This is a genomic window from Micromonospora sp. DT46 (assembly GCF_049841735.1).
Taxonomy (GTDB): domain Bacteria; phylum Actinomycetota; class Actinomycetes; order Mycobacteriales; family Micromonosporaceae; genus Micromonospora; species Micromonospora reichwaldensis.
In genome coordinates this window covers 256,362-270,090 of the sequence record NZ_JBNCKW010000010.1, presented here as the reverse complement: position 1 = coordinate 270,090, position 13,729 = coordinate 256,362, and the positions used below count along the sequence as shown (strand labels likewise).

Sequence of the window (13,729 nt, the reverse complement as noted above, 5' to 3'; positions counted from 1 at the left end):
TACTGTTGCCCGCCCCTTTCCGGCGCGCGACAGTACGCCCACACCAGCGGTGCCATCGACGTTGCCGCTCCCCCGGCCAACCTGAGGAGATCGCGATGGCTCTACGACTCGCCGACGGCACCGCCTGGTCCGACACCCTCGCCCGCGCGGTGGCCGCCGCGCCCGAGGCGTTCGGCTCCCCGGTCGACGGTGTCACCACCCTGCACAACCTCGTCCGCGGTGACTGGCACGCCGTGGGCACCCCCAGCCCCGTACGCACGCCGGTGGACAACACCGTGCTGGTCAACCTGGCCCGCCTCGACGCGGAGTCCGCCCGCGCCGCGGTCGCGCACGCCGCCGCCGCGCACCGGGCCTGGGCCGGCACCCCGCTCGCCGAGCGCAAGGCCCGGGTCACCGACGCCCTGGACGCGCTCACCGCCCACCGCGACCTGCTCGCCCTGCTGCTGGTCTGGGAGATCGGCAAGCCGTGGCGGCTGGCCTGCGCCGACGTGGACCGGGCGCTGGACGGCGTCCGGTGGTACGTCGACGAGATCGACCGGATGCTCGCCGACGGCCGGGAGCCGCTGCCGGGACCGGTCAGCAACATCGCGTCGTGGAACTACCCGATGAGCGTGCTCGTGCACGCCGAGCTGGTGCAGCTGCTCGCCGGCAACGCGGTCATCGCCAAGACCCCCTCGCAGGGCGGGGCGGTCTGCCTCACCGTCGCGCACGCGCTGATGCGCCGGGCTGGACTGCCCGCCACCCTGGTCTCCGGCGGCGGCGAGGAGCTGTCCGAGGTGCTCGTCCGGGCGCCCGAGATCGGCGCGGTGGCGTTCGTCGGCGGGCGCTCCAACGGCGGCAAGGTCGCCGCCGCGCTGCTCGACTCCGACAAGCGGCACTTCATCGAGCAGGAGGGCCTCAACGCCTGGGGCATCTGGAACTTCTCCCAGTGGGACCTGCTCGCCGGGCACCTCAAGAAGGGCTTCGAGTACGGCAAGCAGCGCTGCACCGCGTACCCGCGCTTCGTGGTCCAGCGGGACCTCGTCGACGAGTTCCTCGACATGTACCTGCCGGTCGTACGCTCCGTCCGGTTCGGGCACCCGCTCGCCGTCGGCGACGACTGGACCGCCGGTGACCCGCTGCCCGAGCTGGACTTCGGCCCGCTGATCAGCGCCGCCAAGGCCGACGAGCTGCGCCGCAAGGTCGACGAGGCGGTACGCGGCGGCGCCGTGCCGCTGCACCGGGGCAAGCTCACCGGCGCGCCTTTCCTCGACGGACAGGACACCTCCGCGTACGTGGCCCCGTCGGTGCTGCTGGCCCCGCCCGGCCGGTCCCGGCTCATGCACGCCGAGCCGTTCGGCCCGGTCGACACCATCGTCGTGGTGGACACCACCGACGAACTGCTGGCCGCGATGAACGCCTCGAACGGCGCGCTGGTCGCCTCGCTGGCCTGCGACGACGAGGAGCTGGCCGGCAAGCTCGCGGTCGACCTCCAGGCGTTCAAGGTGGGCATCAACAAGCCGCGCTCCCGGGGCGACCGGGACGAGCCGTTCGGCGGCCGGGGCGCGTCCTGGAAGGGCGCCTTCGTCGGCGGCGACCTGCTGGTGCACGCGGTGACCCAGGGCGGCGACGGCCGCCTCTACGGCAACTTCCCCGACTACAACAGCTACCCGACGACCTGAGCTGCGAGGAGGGCACCCTGTTGACGCACAGCGATGGCAGGGTGCCCTCCCTGACACCCGACGGTCGCCACGGCGACTCGCCTGGTCGCTAGCATCGACAAGTGTCCGCACTCGCGCAGATCTCCCTCGGGGTGACCGACTGCGAGCGGGCCGGCGCATTCTGGGCCGCCGCGCTCGGCTACCGACGCCGCCCGCCCCGCTATCCGGGCGACGACTGGATCGTGCTGGAGCCGCCGCCCGGCCAGCCCGGCGCCGCCCTCGCCATGGACCTCAGCGAGAGCCCGGTCGAGGAGTTTCCCCGGATCCACTTCGACCTCGACGCCGGCGAGGTGGACCTCGACGACGAGGTCTCCCGACTGGTCGCGCTCGGTGCCCGCCGGGTCGACTGGCCGCACTACCCCGCCGACCCGCACCCCACCGAGCCGCCGTACGTGGTGCTCGCCGACCCGGAGGGCAACCGGTTCTGCGTGCAGGGCCGCCACACGGGCGACGGCTGACACCCCACCCGTGCCGTCCGGACGGCGGCGGACCTCACACCCCGTGCCGCGCGGACGCGCCCTCGACCAGCGGAACGGTGAGGGTCACCAGGCCGCCGTCCCGCTCGGCCGGCGTGGGCCGGCCGAGCCGCCGCACGGTGCGCAGCATCGGGGCGTTCTCCGCGTGGACGTGCAGCACCAGGGCCGCGTAGCCGGCCTGCTCGGCGTGCCGGACCAGCCGGCGCAGCAGGGCCGAGCCGAGGCCCCGACGCTGCCAGTCGTCGCGGACCAGCAGCGCCACCTCGGCCTCGTCGCCCTCGGCGAGCAGGTTCGCCATCGCCACGACCGACTCCGCCCCGGTGTCGCCGGCCGGCTGCGTCGCCCCAGCGTCGCCGGCCGTGGCGAGCAGGGTCACGCCCCGGGCCGGCTCCAGCAGCCGGCGCAGCCGGGCCGTGGCCGGCGTCCCCGCGCCGCCGAGGTAGCGCCGGTACCGGCTGTGCGCCGAGCAGCCCTCGTGCAGCTCGACCACGCCGGGCAGGTCGTCGGCGGTCGCGGGCCGTACGGTCGCCTCGGCGCCGTCGGGCAGCACCAGGGTGACCTGCTCGGCGGCCCGGCGCACGACGGCGGCCGACAGCTCGACCAGGGCCTGGGCGCGGGCGTACTCGGCCGGGGTGAAGCCCGGCACGGCGCGGCGCAGCGCGTACGACCCGCCGGCCGGGTCGTCCAGCAGCATGGTGGTGTCGGCCAGCCCACCGCCGCAGCCCGCCGACGCGGGTCGCCAGGCGACCGCGTCCGCGCCGAGCAGGGCGCGCAGCGCCTCCCCGGTCGCGTCCGGGTCCCGCACCAGCCGGGTGGCCAGCCCGAGTGCCCGGGTCGGCTGGTCGGCGAGCCCGCGCGCCTCGCTGCGCGCCACCCAGCAGTCCCGGCCCCGCCCCCGCCGCACGGCGGCGACGAGGCCGGCCTCGTCGAGCGTGTCCGGCGCGTCGACCAGGAAGTCGTCGACGGCGCCCCGCTCGGTGGTGTGCACCTGCACGGCGAGGATGTTGACCCCCCGCAACGCCAGGCTGGCCGTGAGCACCGACAGGTAGCCCGGCCGGTCGTCCACGGTCGCTCGGATCCGCCACAGCGTCATGGTCCGCTCCCTTCCGCCTACGACCCTCGTCGGTGGCTGTTGCGGGCCGGTTGCCCGGGGGTGACGGCTACGGTTCCGTCGCGCGACCTGCGCCACAGTGCCGGCCGTCGGGCCGGCGCAGAGGTCCCCGCTGGCTCAGGTCCGGGCCGGCTCGGCGACGTGGGGCCGGCTCAGGGCTTGGCGGCCACCGGCGGCGCCCCGACCAGGTCGAGCCGGTCGCCGAGGATCACCGCGGCGGCCCGGACGAGCTGCGCCAGCCGGTCCACCTCCGTGGCGTGGAACGCCGCCGCGGCCGGCGTACCGGCGCACTCCCGGGCCACCACCAGCACCAGGCCGGCCCGGCCGAACGGCGCGACCGCGACGTGCGCGCCGCCGGGCGTGCTGATCGCCCGGGCCCGCAGCGGGGTCACCTCCGGCAGCGGCGGCGGTACGGGCGCGCGCCAGCTCGCGTACCCGACGGTCGCCTCCCCGGCGGCCCCGCTCCGGGCGGCCCAGTCCACCGGCACCACCGCGGCGACCGCCCAGTCGGCGGCGAGCAGCCCGGGAACGGCGTCGACCAGCGTGGCGACGCCGTCGACCGGGTTGGCCGCGACCTGGGCCAGCAGCTCGGCGTCCTGCCCGGAGGTGGTGGGCGCGCCGATCGCCCGCCACACCCCGTCCACCCGGACGCCGGGGATCGCCGCCAGCCCGGCGAGCAGCCGCTCGACCCGCGCCGCGCCCGGCCAGACCACGGTGAAGTCGTCCACCGCCCGCCCGCCGAGCCGCTCCAGGACGACCACCTGGACGATGTCCGCACCGGACACGCCCATGGTGCGCGCCACCTGACCGAGCGTGCCCGGACGGTCCGGCAGGGTGACCCGAACTCGCAGCAACATGTCTGAACCCTCCGCTCGGCGGGCCGGCACCGCTGGCCGGCAGGCTGGGCCCCAGCCTGGCCGGTGGGCGTTTCGCCCCTGTTGCCGCGGCATGTCCCGAGGGTCAACTCCCGACCTTGACAACATGGCGGAGCTGCCATCAACTAAACGGATGACCGAGCCGGCCGTCGACGCGCACGGGCCGGGCAGCAGCCCCGCCGCCGCCCCCCGCGGGCTGGATCTCGACCGGCTCGCCGCCCACCTGGCCCGGCACCGGCCCGAGCTGGCCGACGGCCCGCTGCGGGCCCGGCTGATCGCCGGCGGCAAGTCCAACCTGACCTACCTGCTGCACACCGGCGGGCACGAGGTCGTGCTGCGCCGCCCGCCGCTCGGGCACGTGCTGGCCACCGCGCACGACATGGCCCGGGAGTACCGGGTGATCTCCGCGCTAGCGCCGACCGACGTGCCGGTGCCCGCCGCGCTGCTGCTCTGCGAGGACGCCGAGGTGATCGGCGCGCCCTTCTACCTGATGGAGCGCGTGCACGGCGAGGTGTTGCGCACCCGCGCCCAGACCGACCCGCTCACGGACGGCCAGCGGCGGGAGCTGGCGCTGGCGATGATGGACACCCTCGCCGCGCTGCACGCGGTCGAGCCCGCCTCGGTCGGGCTGGGCGACTTCGGCCGCCCGGAGGGCTACCTCGCGCGGCAGGTCCGCCGGTGGGCCGGCCAGCTCGACCGGTCCCGCAGCCGGCCGCTGCCCGGCATCGAGGAGCTGCGGGACCTGCTCGCCGGCACCGTGCCGGAGGGCGCCAACGCCGGCCGGATCGTGCACGGCGACTACCGGCTGGACAACCTGCTCGCCACCGTCGACCCGGTGGCCGTACGGGCCGTGCTCGACTGGGAGATGGCCACCCTCGGCGACCCGCTGGCCGACCTGGGGCTGCTGCTGACCTACTGGGACGTGCTCGGCGGCAGCGAATCGGCCGCCGGCAACCCGGTCGCCGACGGGCTCGGGCCGCGCGCCGGGTTCCCCACCGGGACGGAGCTGATCGAGCGGTACGCCGGGCGCGGCGACGTCGACGTCGGGCCGTTGCACTGGCACGTCGCGCTCGGCTGCTTCAAGCTCGCGGTGATCTGCGAGGGCATCCACTACCGGCACACGCTCGGGCAGACGCTCGGCGAGGGCTTCGACCGGATCGGCGACATGGTGGCACCGCTGGTCGAACACGGGCTGACCGCCGCCAGGGAGCGTTGATGGACTTCGCCTACGACACCCGCACCGAGCAGCTGCGGGCCGAGCTGACCGCGTTCCTGGACGAGCACGTGTACCCGGCCGAGCCGGTGCACGCCGCGCAGGTGGCCGCCGCCGGCGACCCGTGGGCCCGGCCCCCGGTGATGGCCGAGCTGAAGGCCGAGGCGCGCAAGCGCGGCCTGTGGAACCTCTTCCTCCCCGACCCGCGCCACGGCGCCGGCCTGACCAACCTCCAGTACGCCCCGCTGGCCGAGCTGACCGGGCGCAGCCCGCACCTGGCCCCGGAGGCGCTCAACTGCGCCGCGCCCGACACGGGCAACATGGAACTGCTCGCCGAGTTCGGCTCGCCGGAGCAGCAGGAGCGCTGGCTGCGCCCGCTGCTGGAGGGCGAGATCCGCTCCGCGTTCTGCATGACCGAGCCGGAGGTGGCGTCCTCGGACGCGACAAACATCGCCACCCGGATCACCCGCGACGGCGACCACTACGTGGTCGACGGGCGCAAGTGGTGGTCGTCCGGGGCGATGGACCCGCGCTGCGAGATCTTCATCGTGATGGGCAAGACCGACCCGGCGGCCGACCGGCACCGCCAGCAGAGCATGATCCTGGTGCCCCGGGACACCCCGGGCGTCACCGTGCGGCGGGGCATGACGGTGTTCGGCTACAGCGACGCCTCGCACGGCGGCCACGCCGAGGTCGACTTCGCCGACGTCCGCGTACCGGTGGAGAACCTGGTCGGAGCGGAGGGCACGGGATTCGCGATCGCCCAGGCCCGGCTCGGTCCCGGCCGGATCCACCACTGCATGCGGCTGATCGGCATGGCGGAACGGGCCCTGGAGCTGCTCTGCCGGCGGGCGCTCGAGCGGGTCGCGTTCGGCCGGCCGCTCGCCGAACAGGGCGTGGTACGCGAGTGGATCGCCGAGTCCCGGGTGCGCATCGAGCAGGCCCGGCTGCTGGTGCTCAAGACCGCCTGGCTGATGGACACGGTCGGCAACAAGGGTGCGCACACCGAGATCCAGGCCATCAAGATCGCCACTCCCGCCATGGCCGAGTGGGTGATCGACAAGGCCATCCAGGCGTACGGCGGAGCCGGCGTCAGCCAGGACACCCCGCTCGCCGCCCTCTGGGCCCAGTCGCGGACGCTGCGCCTGGCGGACGGCCCAGACGAGGTCCACCGTTCCTCGCTGGCGAAGCGCGAACTGCGCCGCTGGTCCAACTGACCCCAAGACACCCCACACCGCGCTTCCCGCCCGCTCCCCCAGCCCGGCCCGTTGATCATGAAGTTATTGTCGCGACACGCCGACGTCGAGGGCGACAACTTCATGATCAACCCGGGGGTGGGTGGGGGTGGTGGGTCAGGCGGAGGCGCGTTCGATCAGCTGGGTGTCCAGGAGGATGTGGGGCGACGGGAGCTCGTCGCCGCGGATGCGGCTGACCAGCAGGCGGGCCATCTGCCGGCCCATCTCCTCCACCGGCTGGAAGACCGTGGTCAGCGGCGGCTCGGCCTGCCGGGCGATCGGGGCGTCGTCGAAGCCGATCACCGCGACGTCCTCCGGCACCCGCCGGCCCGCCTCGCGCAGCGCGCGCAGCGCCCCGAACGCCATCAGGTCGGAGGCGACGAAGACGGCGTCGAGGTCGGGGCAGTCCTCCAGCAGCCGACGCATCCCAGCCGCCCCGCTGCCCTCGCTGAAGTCGCCGTACGCGATCATGGCGGGGTCGACCCCGCCCCCGGCGGCCCTGACGGCCTCCTTGTAGCCGGTCAGCCGGCCCAGGCCGGCGCCCATGTCCTGCGGGCCGGCGATGGTGGCGATGCGCCGCCGCCCCCGACCGGCCAGGTGTTCCACCGCCCGCCGGGCGCCGCCCACGTTGTCCACGTCGACGTAGTACGCGGGCTGCGCGCCGGGTTGCAGCATCCGGGCCGGGCGGCCGCCGAGCACGGTGGGCAGGCCGCGCTCCTCCAGCAGGGTGGGCAGCGGGTCGGAGTCGTGCAGCGACAGCAGCAGGACCCCGTCGACGTGCTGGTTGGTCAGGTGGTGCTCGACCCGCTCCCGCTCGATCGGCGACTGCACCATGGCCAGCCAGAGCTGCAACGGGGTCTCCAGCAGCCCCGAGCTGACGCCCCGGACGATGCCGGCGAAGAACGGCTCGGTGAAGACCCGGTCGCCGGATTCCGACACCACCAGGGCGATCGAGTCGGTGCGCTGGGTCACCAGGGCACGGGCGGCCCGGTTCGGCACGTACCCCAGCTCGGCGATGGCCTGCTGCACCGCGGCGCGCGCCTCGGGGCTCACCTGGGGTGAGCCGTTGACCACCCGGGAGACCGTCCCGCGACCGACGCCGGCGCGGGCGGCGACGGCGTCGAGGGTCGGGCGCCCGAGCGACCGGGTGCGCTGCGTTGTCATTGTCTGCTCCTCCGACGGCGGACCGGCCCCGGCGCCACCCCGTGCGGGGTGGCGCCGGGGCCGCCCGTTGATGGCTGGCCCTGGCCTATTGTGCGGCCAGACCGTTGCGTCGGATCACCTCGGCGTACCACCTGGCGCTGGACTTGGGAATGCGGACCTGGCTGTCGTAGTCGACGTGGACCATCCCGAACCGCTTGGTGTAGCCCCAGGCCCACTCGAAATTATCCATCAGCGACCAGGCGAAGTACCCGCGCAGGGGCACCCCGGCCTCGATCGCCTCGTGCGCGGCGCGCAGGTGGGCGTCGAAGTACGCCAGCCGGTCGGCGTCGTCGACCTGCCCGTCGACCACCTCGTCCACGAAGGCCGAGCCGTTCTCGGTGACGTAGAGCGGCAGGTCCGTGTACTCCTCGTGCACCCGGCGCAGCGTCTCCACCAGGCCTGGGGCGTCGATCTCCCAGTTCATGTCGGTCACCGGGACGCCCCGCGTGACGAACCGGACGTCCTCGCTGCCCGGCCAGCACGACGGCGCCCGCCAGTACGGCTCCGGCTCGGCGTCGGGGTCCGGCGCGGCGACGACGTGGCGGCTGTAGTAGTTGACGCCGACCACGTCCAGCGGGGTGGAGATGGTCGCCAGGTCCCCGTCGCGCACGTGCCCGAAGTCGGTGACCTTGGCGAGGTCGGCCATCAGGTCCGCCGGGTAGGACCCGCGCAGCAGCGGGTCCAGGAAGAAGCGGTTGGCCAGCCCGTCGATGCGCCGCGCGGCGTCGACGTCGGCGGGCGCCTCGCTGGCCGGGGTGACCGGGTAGAGGTTGACCGTCACCCCGACCTCGGCGGTCGGCCGGGCCGCGCGCAGCGCCTGCACCGCGAGGCCGTGGCCGAGCATCAGGTGGTGTCCGGCCCGTACGGCGTCCGCGCCGTCCGAGCGGCCCGGCGCGTGCACCCCGGAGCCGTAGCCGAGGAACGCCGAGCACCACGGCTCGTTCAGCGTGGTCCAGTAGCGCACCCGGTCGCCGAGCGCGTCGGCGACCAGCGTGGCGTAGTCGGCGAACCGCGCGGCGGTGTCCCGGGCCGGCCAGCCGCCGACGTCCTCCAGCGGCTGCGGCAGGTCCCAGTGGTAGAGGGTCAGCCACGGCTCGATCCCGTGCCCCAGCAGTTCGTCGACGAGCCGCCGGTAGAAGTCGAGCCCCTCGGCGTTGGCCGGGCCGGTGCCGCCCGGCTGCACCCGCGGCCAGGAGACCGAGAACCGGTACGACTTCAGCCCCAGCTCGGCCATCAGCGCGACGTCGGAGCCCAGCCGGTGGTAGTGGTCGCAGGCCACGTCACCGGTGTGCCCCTCGACCACCCGTCCCGGGGTGTGGCTGAAGGTGTCCCAGATCGACGGGGTCCGGCCGCCCTCGGCCGCCGCGCCCTCGATCTGGTACGCGGCGGTGGCCGCGCCCCAGAGGAAGCCGGGCGGGAAGGTCAGCGGCGGACGGTCGTCGACGACGCCGACGGCGGGTGGGCTGGCGGGGTTGCTCACGACTTGACGGCACCTTCCATGATGCCGCCCACGATCTGGCGGCCGAACACGATGAACACGATCACCAACGGTAGAGTGCCGACCGCCGTGGCGGCGAACACCTGCGAGTAGTCGGTGTAGTAGGCGTACGACAGGAAGGCCAGCGAGACCTGGAGCGTCGGGTTCTCGGAGGTGAGCACCGCGTACGGCCACAGGAACGAGTTCCAGGTCTCCATGAACGTCAGCAGGCCGAGCACTGCGGCGGCCGGCCGCAGCGCGGGCAGCACGATGCTCCAGTAGATGCGGAAGGTGTTCGCCCCGTCCACCCGGCCCGCCTCGATCAGCTCGTCGGAGATGGCCTGGGTGGCGTACTGCCGCATCATGAACACGCCGAACGCGCTGACCAGGAACGGCACGGTCACCGCGTAGAGGGTGTCGAACCAGTTGAGGTCCTGGATCATGCCCCAGAGCGGGATGAGGCCGAGCTGCGTCGGGATCATCATGGTGACGATGATCGTCAGCAGCAGGGCGTTGCGGCCCCGGAAGCGCAGCTTGGCGAAGGCGAAGCCGGCCAGCGAGCCGGTGATCACCACGGAGACCGTCACGATGCCGGAGACGATCACCGAGTTGAGCAGGCCGGTGAGGAAGCTCGCCGCCTCGTTGTCGAGTACGCGGCCGAAGTTGTCGCCGAACGACCCGGACGGCGTGACCGGTGGCGGGACGTCGTTGATCGAGTCCAGGCTGCGGGTGGCGATGACCACCATGTAGTAGAACGGGTAGATCGAGAACAGCGTCGCCAGGACGAGCGCGACGTAGGTCAGCGGGCTGGTGCGCCACAGGCGCCGGGATGCCGAGTTCATCTGGGCGTTCCTCACTTCACCGTGCGGCGGACGAGCAGGAAGTTGATCCCCGAGACGAGGGCGATCATCAGGAACATCGCCCAGGCGACCGCGGCGCCGTAGCCGGCGGTGTTGAGGTTCTCGATGCCCAGCTCGTACATGTACATCGCCAGGGTCTGGAACTCGCGCTGGTCGCCGCCGATGATGTTGCCGTTGGCGAAGACGAGCGGCTCGGTGAAGAGCTGGAGCCCGCCGATCGTGGAGAGGATCACCACGAAGACGAAGGTCGGGGTGAGCATCGGCAGGGTGATCCGCCAGAACTGCTTCCACTGGCTGGCGCCGTCGAGCGCCGCCGCCTCGTACAGGTCGCGCGGGATGGCCTGCATGCCCGCGAGCAGGATCAGGGTGTTGTAGCCGGTCCACCGCCAGTTGACCATGGAGGCGATGGCGGTCCAGGAGCTCCAGCGTTCGGCGTCCCAGTCGACCGCGTCGATCCCGACGAAGCTCAGCAGCCAGTTGATCACGCCGAAGTCGCGCTGGAAGAGCATGCCGAAGACGATCGCCACGGCGGCGACCGAGACCACGTTCGGCATGAAGATCGCCATCCGAAACAGCGTGCGCGCGCGCAGGAAGGTGCGGTTGAGCAGGTTCGCCAGGAACAGGGCGAGCAGCAGCTGCGGGATGGTCGACAGCAGGAAGATGCCGAAGGTGTTGAGCGTGGCGTTCCAGAAGTACTCGTCCTTGACCAGGGCGACGTAGTTGTCGAACCCGATGAAGCTGTGGTCGCCGATCAGGTTCCAGTCGTGCAGGGACATCCAGGCGGTCCGCAGCATCGGGTAGAGCCCGAAGATGCCGAAGACCACGAAGAACGGCGCGATGTAGAGGTACGGCGAGTACTTGAGGTCCATCCGGGTCAGGGAGTGCGACCGGGACCGGCGCCGCGCGGGCGGGCGGGGTGGCGGTGCGGCGGGAGACGGCGGCGCCGTCGTGGCCGAGAGGCTCATGCGGGGTCCTTTCCCGGCGTCGGCACGGGCGCGCGCCGACGCCCAGGCGCTCTTACGCGAAAACGGGACGGCGCCGATGGCGTCCGGGGCGGAACGGGGACGGCGCCGGTGGCGTCCGGGTGTGTGGACCCGGACGCCACCTGGCGACGAGGTGGGTCAGAAGGCGCCCTGCGTCTTGGCGTCCTTCGCGAACTGCTCCCAGGCCTTGTCCTTCGTGGCCTGTCCCTGTTCGTACGAGCGCAGCGCCGGCTCGAACGCGTTCTCCTTCACCGCCTGGTGCTTCGGGCCGAGGTGCAGCGGCTGGATCTTGGCGACGCTCTCACCGAAGATCTTGCCGGTCGGCGCGTTGTTGAAGTACTCGTTGGTGTAGGCGAGGAACTCCTGGTTCTTCAGCGCCTCCAGGTTGGTCGGCAGCGGGCCCTTGAGCTTGAACGCCGCCACCTGGCTCTGCGCATTGGTCAGGTACTCGGCGAGCTTCGCCGCCTCCTTGGGGTACTTGCTCTGGGTCGGCACGCCGAGCCAGGAGCCACCCCAGTTGCCGGCGCCGCCGGGCACCGGGGCGACGTCCCACTTGCCCTTGTTCTGCGGGCCGGAGTTGTCCGCGACGATGCCGAGCATCCACGACGGGCAGAAGGTCGCCGCGAAGGTGCCCTGCTTGAAGCCGGCCGACCACTCCGGCGACCAGGTGGCCGTCTCGGCGGTGATCTTGGCGTCGGCCATCGCGACCGCGGTGTCCCAGGAGGTCTTCACCGCCGCGCTCTTGTCCGCGACGACGTTGTCGTCCTTGTCGTAGAACAGCTCGCCGCCCTGCTGGAACATCACCGCGCTGGCGGCGGTGGTGACCGAGTCGAGCAGTCCCTTGCCGGTGGCGGTGCGGTACTTCTTACCGGTCTCGATGAAGGCGTTCCAGTCCGGCCAGAGGGCCGCGACCTGGTCCCGCTCGACCGGCAGCTTGGCCGCCTGGAAGAGGTCCCGGCGGTAGCAGACGGCGAGGCTGCCGACGTCGGTCGGCAGGCCGATCAGCCGGCCGTCGGGCGCCTTGCCCAGCTCCCACTTCCAGGGCAGGTAGTCCTTGCTGTGGTCGGAGACCAGCGGGGCGAGGTCGGCCCAGTTGGCCGGGTTGGCCTTGAACTCGTTGAGGATGCCCTCTTCCAGGGCGACCACGTCGGCCGCGCCCTTGCCGGTGGCGAGCGCCCGCACGATCTTCGGCCGGTACTCGTTGAGCTGGGCGGTCTTGCGCAGCTCGACCTTGATGCCGGTGTCCTTCTCGTACTGCTTGATGATCTCGTCGTAACCGAACTCGCCGAACGTGTCGACGACCAGCTTGGCGGGCTTCTCGCCGGCCGCTGGCGCGTCGTCGTCCTTGCCGCAGGCCGCGAGACCGCCGATGGCGGTTATCGCGGCCAGGGCGGCAGCCGCCATGCGGGTGCGCCGCGTGGTGAGGCTCATCGGAGACCCCTCTTTCGGTGGTGAGGCTGACTGGGTGTGGTGGGGGGTGCCGTGCGCGCCGTCTGCACCGGTCGGGGCCGGTGGTCGACGTCCGGAGCGGGGCGCGGGTGAGTCGTGCCACGTTCGCGGGAGCGCTCCCATGAGATTGCCGGCGGGTGTCGAAGGTGTCAATAGGCCCATGGGAGCGTTCCCAGATCGTTACCGCGTGTGCGTACACCCCGACTGCCGCACGTCGCGGGCCGACCCGCCGGGCGGCGCCACCTGGGCACCCGCCCCGTTGAAGCGGTTCAGCAGGCCCGGACGCGGGCGACGGACACGCTGAGCGGCCCGTCGCGCACCCTGCGTGCGGCCGGAACGCGCCGCAGCCGAACCGGCCCCAACGCGCCGCAGCCGAAGCGGCCGGAACGCGCCACAGCCGAAGCGGTTCAGCGGCAGCAGCGGTTCAGCGGCAGCGGCGGGGGTGCGCGGCGAAGGCGGCGCAGGAGTTCAGCAGAAGCGGCGGGGGCGCGCGGCGAAGGCGGCGTGGCGGTTCAGCAGAAGCGGCGCAGCAGGGTGCCGGCCCGGCCCGCATCGAAGGCGGCCGGGTCGAACCGGTCGCCCACCCGGTCCCGCGCCTCCGGGTGCCCGGGGTGGGCCGGGTCCGTCAACGCGGCCAGCAGCGCCTGGTAGCCGGCCGGGCCGTCGACGTCCTCGGACGGGCACGCCCGCTCGCCGTCCAGGCAGGACGGGTACCGCTCGTCCGGATCGGCCGTGAAGGCGTCCTCCACCACCAGGTCGTGCTCCCACCAGTCGCCGAAGTCGTACGTGTAGTGGAAGCGGCTGCCCTTGCCGAGCACCGCGTCGAGGCGGACGTCCAACTCGTCGCGCAGGGCCAGCTCGCCGTCGGGATCGGGCTCGCCGTACTGGCGACCCTCGATCTCGAACGAGTGCAGGTGGCAGTCCCGCCAGCCCATGGCGTGCTGCACCACCCGGTGCAGCCGGTCGAGGGTGTAGCCGCCCGGGACGAGCACCCTGCGCCAGACGGGCGGCCGGACCCCGGCCAGGGAAATCTTCAGCTGGAAGATCTGACGCGGCATGCTGTCCCATCCTTCCTCGGCATAGGCTGCGGGCATGATCTGCCGAGCGTGCCGGGCCAGGCGGCACGACGACTGTCCGGGGCGGAACT

12 protein-coding genes are annotated in these 13,729 nt (G+C 73.0%); 4 read left to right on the top strand and 8 right to left on the bottom strand.

The features are described 5' to 3' along the window. Window positions 1–95: 95 nt before the first annotated feature. Together ACLQ20_RS26815 and ACLQ20_RS26810 are read left to right on the top strand one after the other, a co-directional pair. On the top strand, window positions 96–1,661 hold the full coding sequence (locus tag ACLQ20_RS26815) for an aldehyde dehydrogenase family protein (protein ID WP_151456868.1): 1,566 nt from the start codon (window positions 96–98) through the stop codon (window positions 1,659–1,661). 101 nt (window positions 1,662–1,762) lie between these two features. Further along, window positions 1,763–2,158 (top strand): VOC family protein, encoded by a 396-nt coding sequence (locus ACLQ20_RS26810; protein ID WP_151456869.1) that lies wholly within the window; start codon window positions 1,763–1,765, stop codon window positions 2,156–2,158. A 34-nt stretch (window positions 2,159–2,192) separates the two neighbouring features. On the opposite strand, the gene ACLQ20_RS26805 is transcribed toward ACLQ20_RS26810, so the two are convergent. Both ACLQ20_RS26805 and ACLQ20_RS26800 read right to left on the bottom strand, forming a co-directional pair. After that, window positions 2,193–3,269, bottom strand: a complete 1,077-nt coding sequence (locus ACLQ20_RS26805) for a GNAT family N-acetyltransferase (protein WP_151456870.1) — start codon at window positions 3,267–3,269, stop codon at window positions 2,193–2,195. A 170-nt stretch (window positions 3,270–3,439) separates the two neighbouring features. Then, entirely contained in the window at window positions 3,440–4,144 is a 705-nt protein-coding gene (locus tag ACLQ20_RS26800; protein WP_151456871.1) for an amino acid-binding protein, read from the bottom strand. A 151-nt stretch (window positions 4,145–4,295) separates the two neighbouring features. On the opposite strand from ACLQ20_RS26800, the gene ACLQ20_RS26795 reads away from it, so the two are divergent. Next, entirely contained in the window at window positions 4,296–5,378 is a 1,083-nt protein-coding gene (locus tag ACLQ20_RS26795) for a phosphotransferase family protein (protein WP_425857991.1), read from the top strand. After that, a complete protein-coding gene (locus tag ACLQ20_RS26790; RefSeq protein WP_358116866.1) occupies window positions 5,378–6,592 on the top strand; it encodes an acyl-CoA dehydrogenase family protein in 1,215 nt (404 codons plus the stop codon). The genes ACLQ20_RS26795 and ACLQ20_RS26790 overlap by 1 nt, the downstream gene beginning before the upstream one ends. A gap of 135 nt (window positions 6,593–6,727) precedes the next feature. Here the strand turns inward: ACLQ20_RS26790 and ACLQ20_RS26785 are convergent, their stop codons facing one another. The 6 genes from ACLQ20_RS26785 to ACLQ20_RS26760 all read right to left on the bottom strand — a co-directional run bounded on the left by ACLQ20_RS26785 (window position 6,728) and on the right by ACLQ20_RS26760 (window position 13,640). Beyond that, window positions 6,728–7,774: a LacI family DNA-binding transcriptional regulator gene (locus ACLQ20_RS26785; protein ID WP_151457313.1), complete on the bottom strand. Its 1,047-nt coding sequence runs from the start codon at window positions 7,772–7,774 to the stop codon at window positions 6,728–6,730. 85 nt (window positions 7,775–7,859) lie between these two features. Next, complete coding sequence (locus tag ACLQ20_RS26780) at window positions 7,860–9,293, bottom strand: GH1 family beta-glucosidase (RefSeq protein WP_425857990.1); 1,434 nt, start codon at window positions 9,291–9,293, stop codon at window positions 7,860–7,862. After that, window positions 9,290–10,132 carry a carbohydrate ABC transporter permease gene (locus ACLQ20_RS26775; RefSeq protein WP_425857989.1) on the bottom strand — a complete coding sequence of 281 codons (843 nt, stop codon included), beginning with the start codon at window positions 10,130–10,132 and terminating at the stop codon, window positions 9,290–9,292. The genes ACLQ20_RS26780 and ACLQ20_RS26775 overlap by 4 nt, the downstream gene beginning before the upstream one ends. 11 nt (window positions 10,133–10,143) lie before the next feature. Then, a complete protein-coding gene (locus ACLQ20_RS26770; protein ID WP_151457310.1) occupies window positions 10,144–11,115 on the bottom strand; it encodes a carbohydrate ABC transporter permease in 972 nt (323 codons plus the stop codon). A gap of 156 nt (window positions 11,116–11,271) precedes the next feature. Further along, complete coding sequence (locus ACLQ20_RS26765; protein WP_151457309.1) at window positions 11,272–12,564, bottom strand: ABC transporter substrate-binding protein; 1,293 nt, start codon at window positions 12,562–12,564, stop codon at window positions 11,272–11,274. Window positions 12,565–13,094: 530 nt separating this feature from the next. Then, window positions 13,095–13,640: a plasmid pRiA4b ORF-3 family protein gene (locus ACLQ20_RS26760; RefSeq protein WP_425857988.1), complete on the bottom strand. Its 546-nt coding sequence runs from the start codon at window positions 13,638–13,640 to the stop codon at window positions 13,095–13,097. Window positions 13,641–13,729: the final 89 nt, after the last annotated feature.

Bases quoted from the DNA above. Each gene is read 5' to 3' on its own strand.
- ACLQ20_RS26785 (WP_151457313.1), bottom strand. From the start codon at position 7,774: ATGACAACGCAGCGCACCCGGTCGCTCGGGCGCCCGACCCTCGACGCC.
- ACLQ20_RS26790 (WP_358116866.1), top strand. From the start codon at position 5,378: ATGGACTTCGCCTACGACACCCGCACCGAGCAGCTGCGGGCCGAGCTG.
- ACLQ20_RS26770 (WP_151457310.1), bottom strand. From the start codon at position 11,115: ATGAGCCTCTCGGCCACGACGGCGCCGCCGTCTCCCGCCGCACCGCCA.
- ACLQ20_RS26775 (WP_425857989.1), bottom strand. From the start codon at position 10,132: ATGAACTCGGCATCCCGGCGCCTGTGGCGCACCAGCCCGCTGACCTAC.
- ACLQ20_RS26795 (WP_425857991.1), top strand. From the start codon at position 4,296: ATGACCGAGCCGGCCGTCGACGCGCACGGGCCGGGCAGCAGCCCCGCC.
- ACLQ20_RS26765 (WP_151457309.1), bottom strand. From the start codon at position 12,564: ATGAGCCTCACCACGCGGCGCACCCGCATGGCGGCTGCCGCCCTGGCC.
- ACLQ20_RS26800 (WP_151456871.1), bottom strand. From the start codon at position 4,144: ATGTTGCTGCGAGTTCGGGTCACCCTGCCGGACCGTCCGGGCACGCTC.
- ACLQ20_RS26805 (WP_151456870.1), bottom strand. From the start codon at position 3,269: ATGACGCTGTGGCGGATCCGAGCGACCGTGGACGACCGGCCGGGCTAC.
- ACLQ20_RS26760 (WP_425857988.1), bottom strand. From the start codon at position 13,640: ATGCCGCGTCAGATCTTCCAGCTGAAGATTTCCCTGGCCGGGGTCCGG.
- ACLQ20_RS26815 (WP_151456868.1), top strand. From the start codon at position 96: ATGGCTCTACGACTCGCCGACGGCACCGCCTGGTCCGACACCCTCGCC.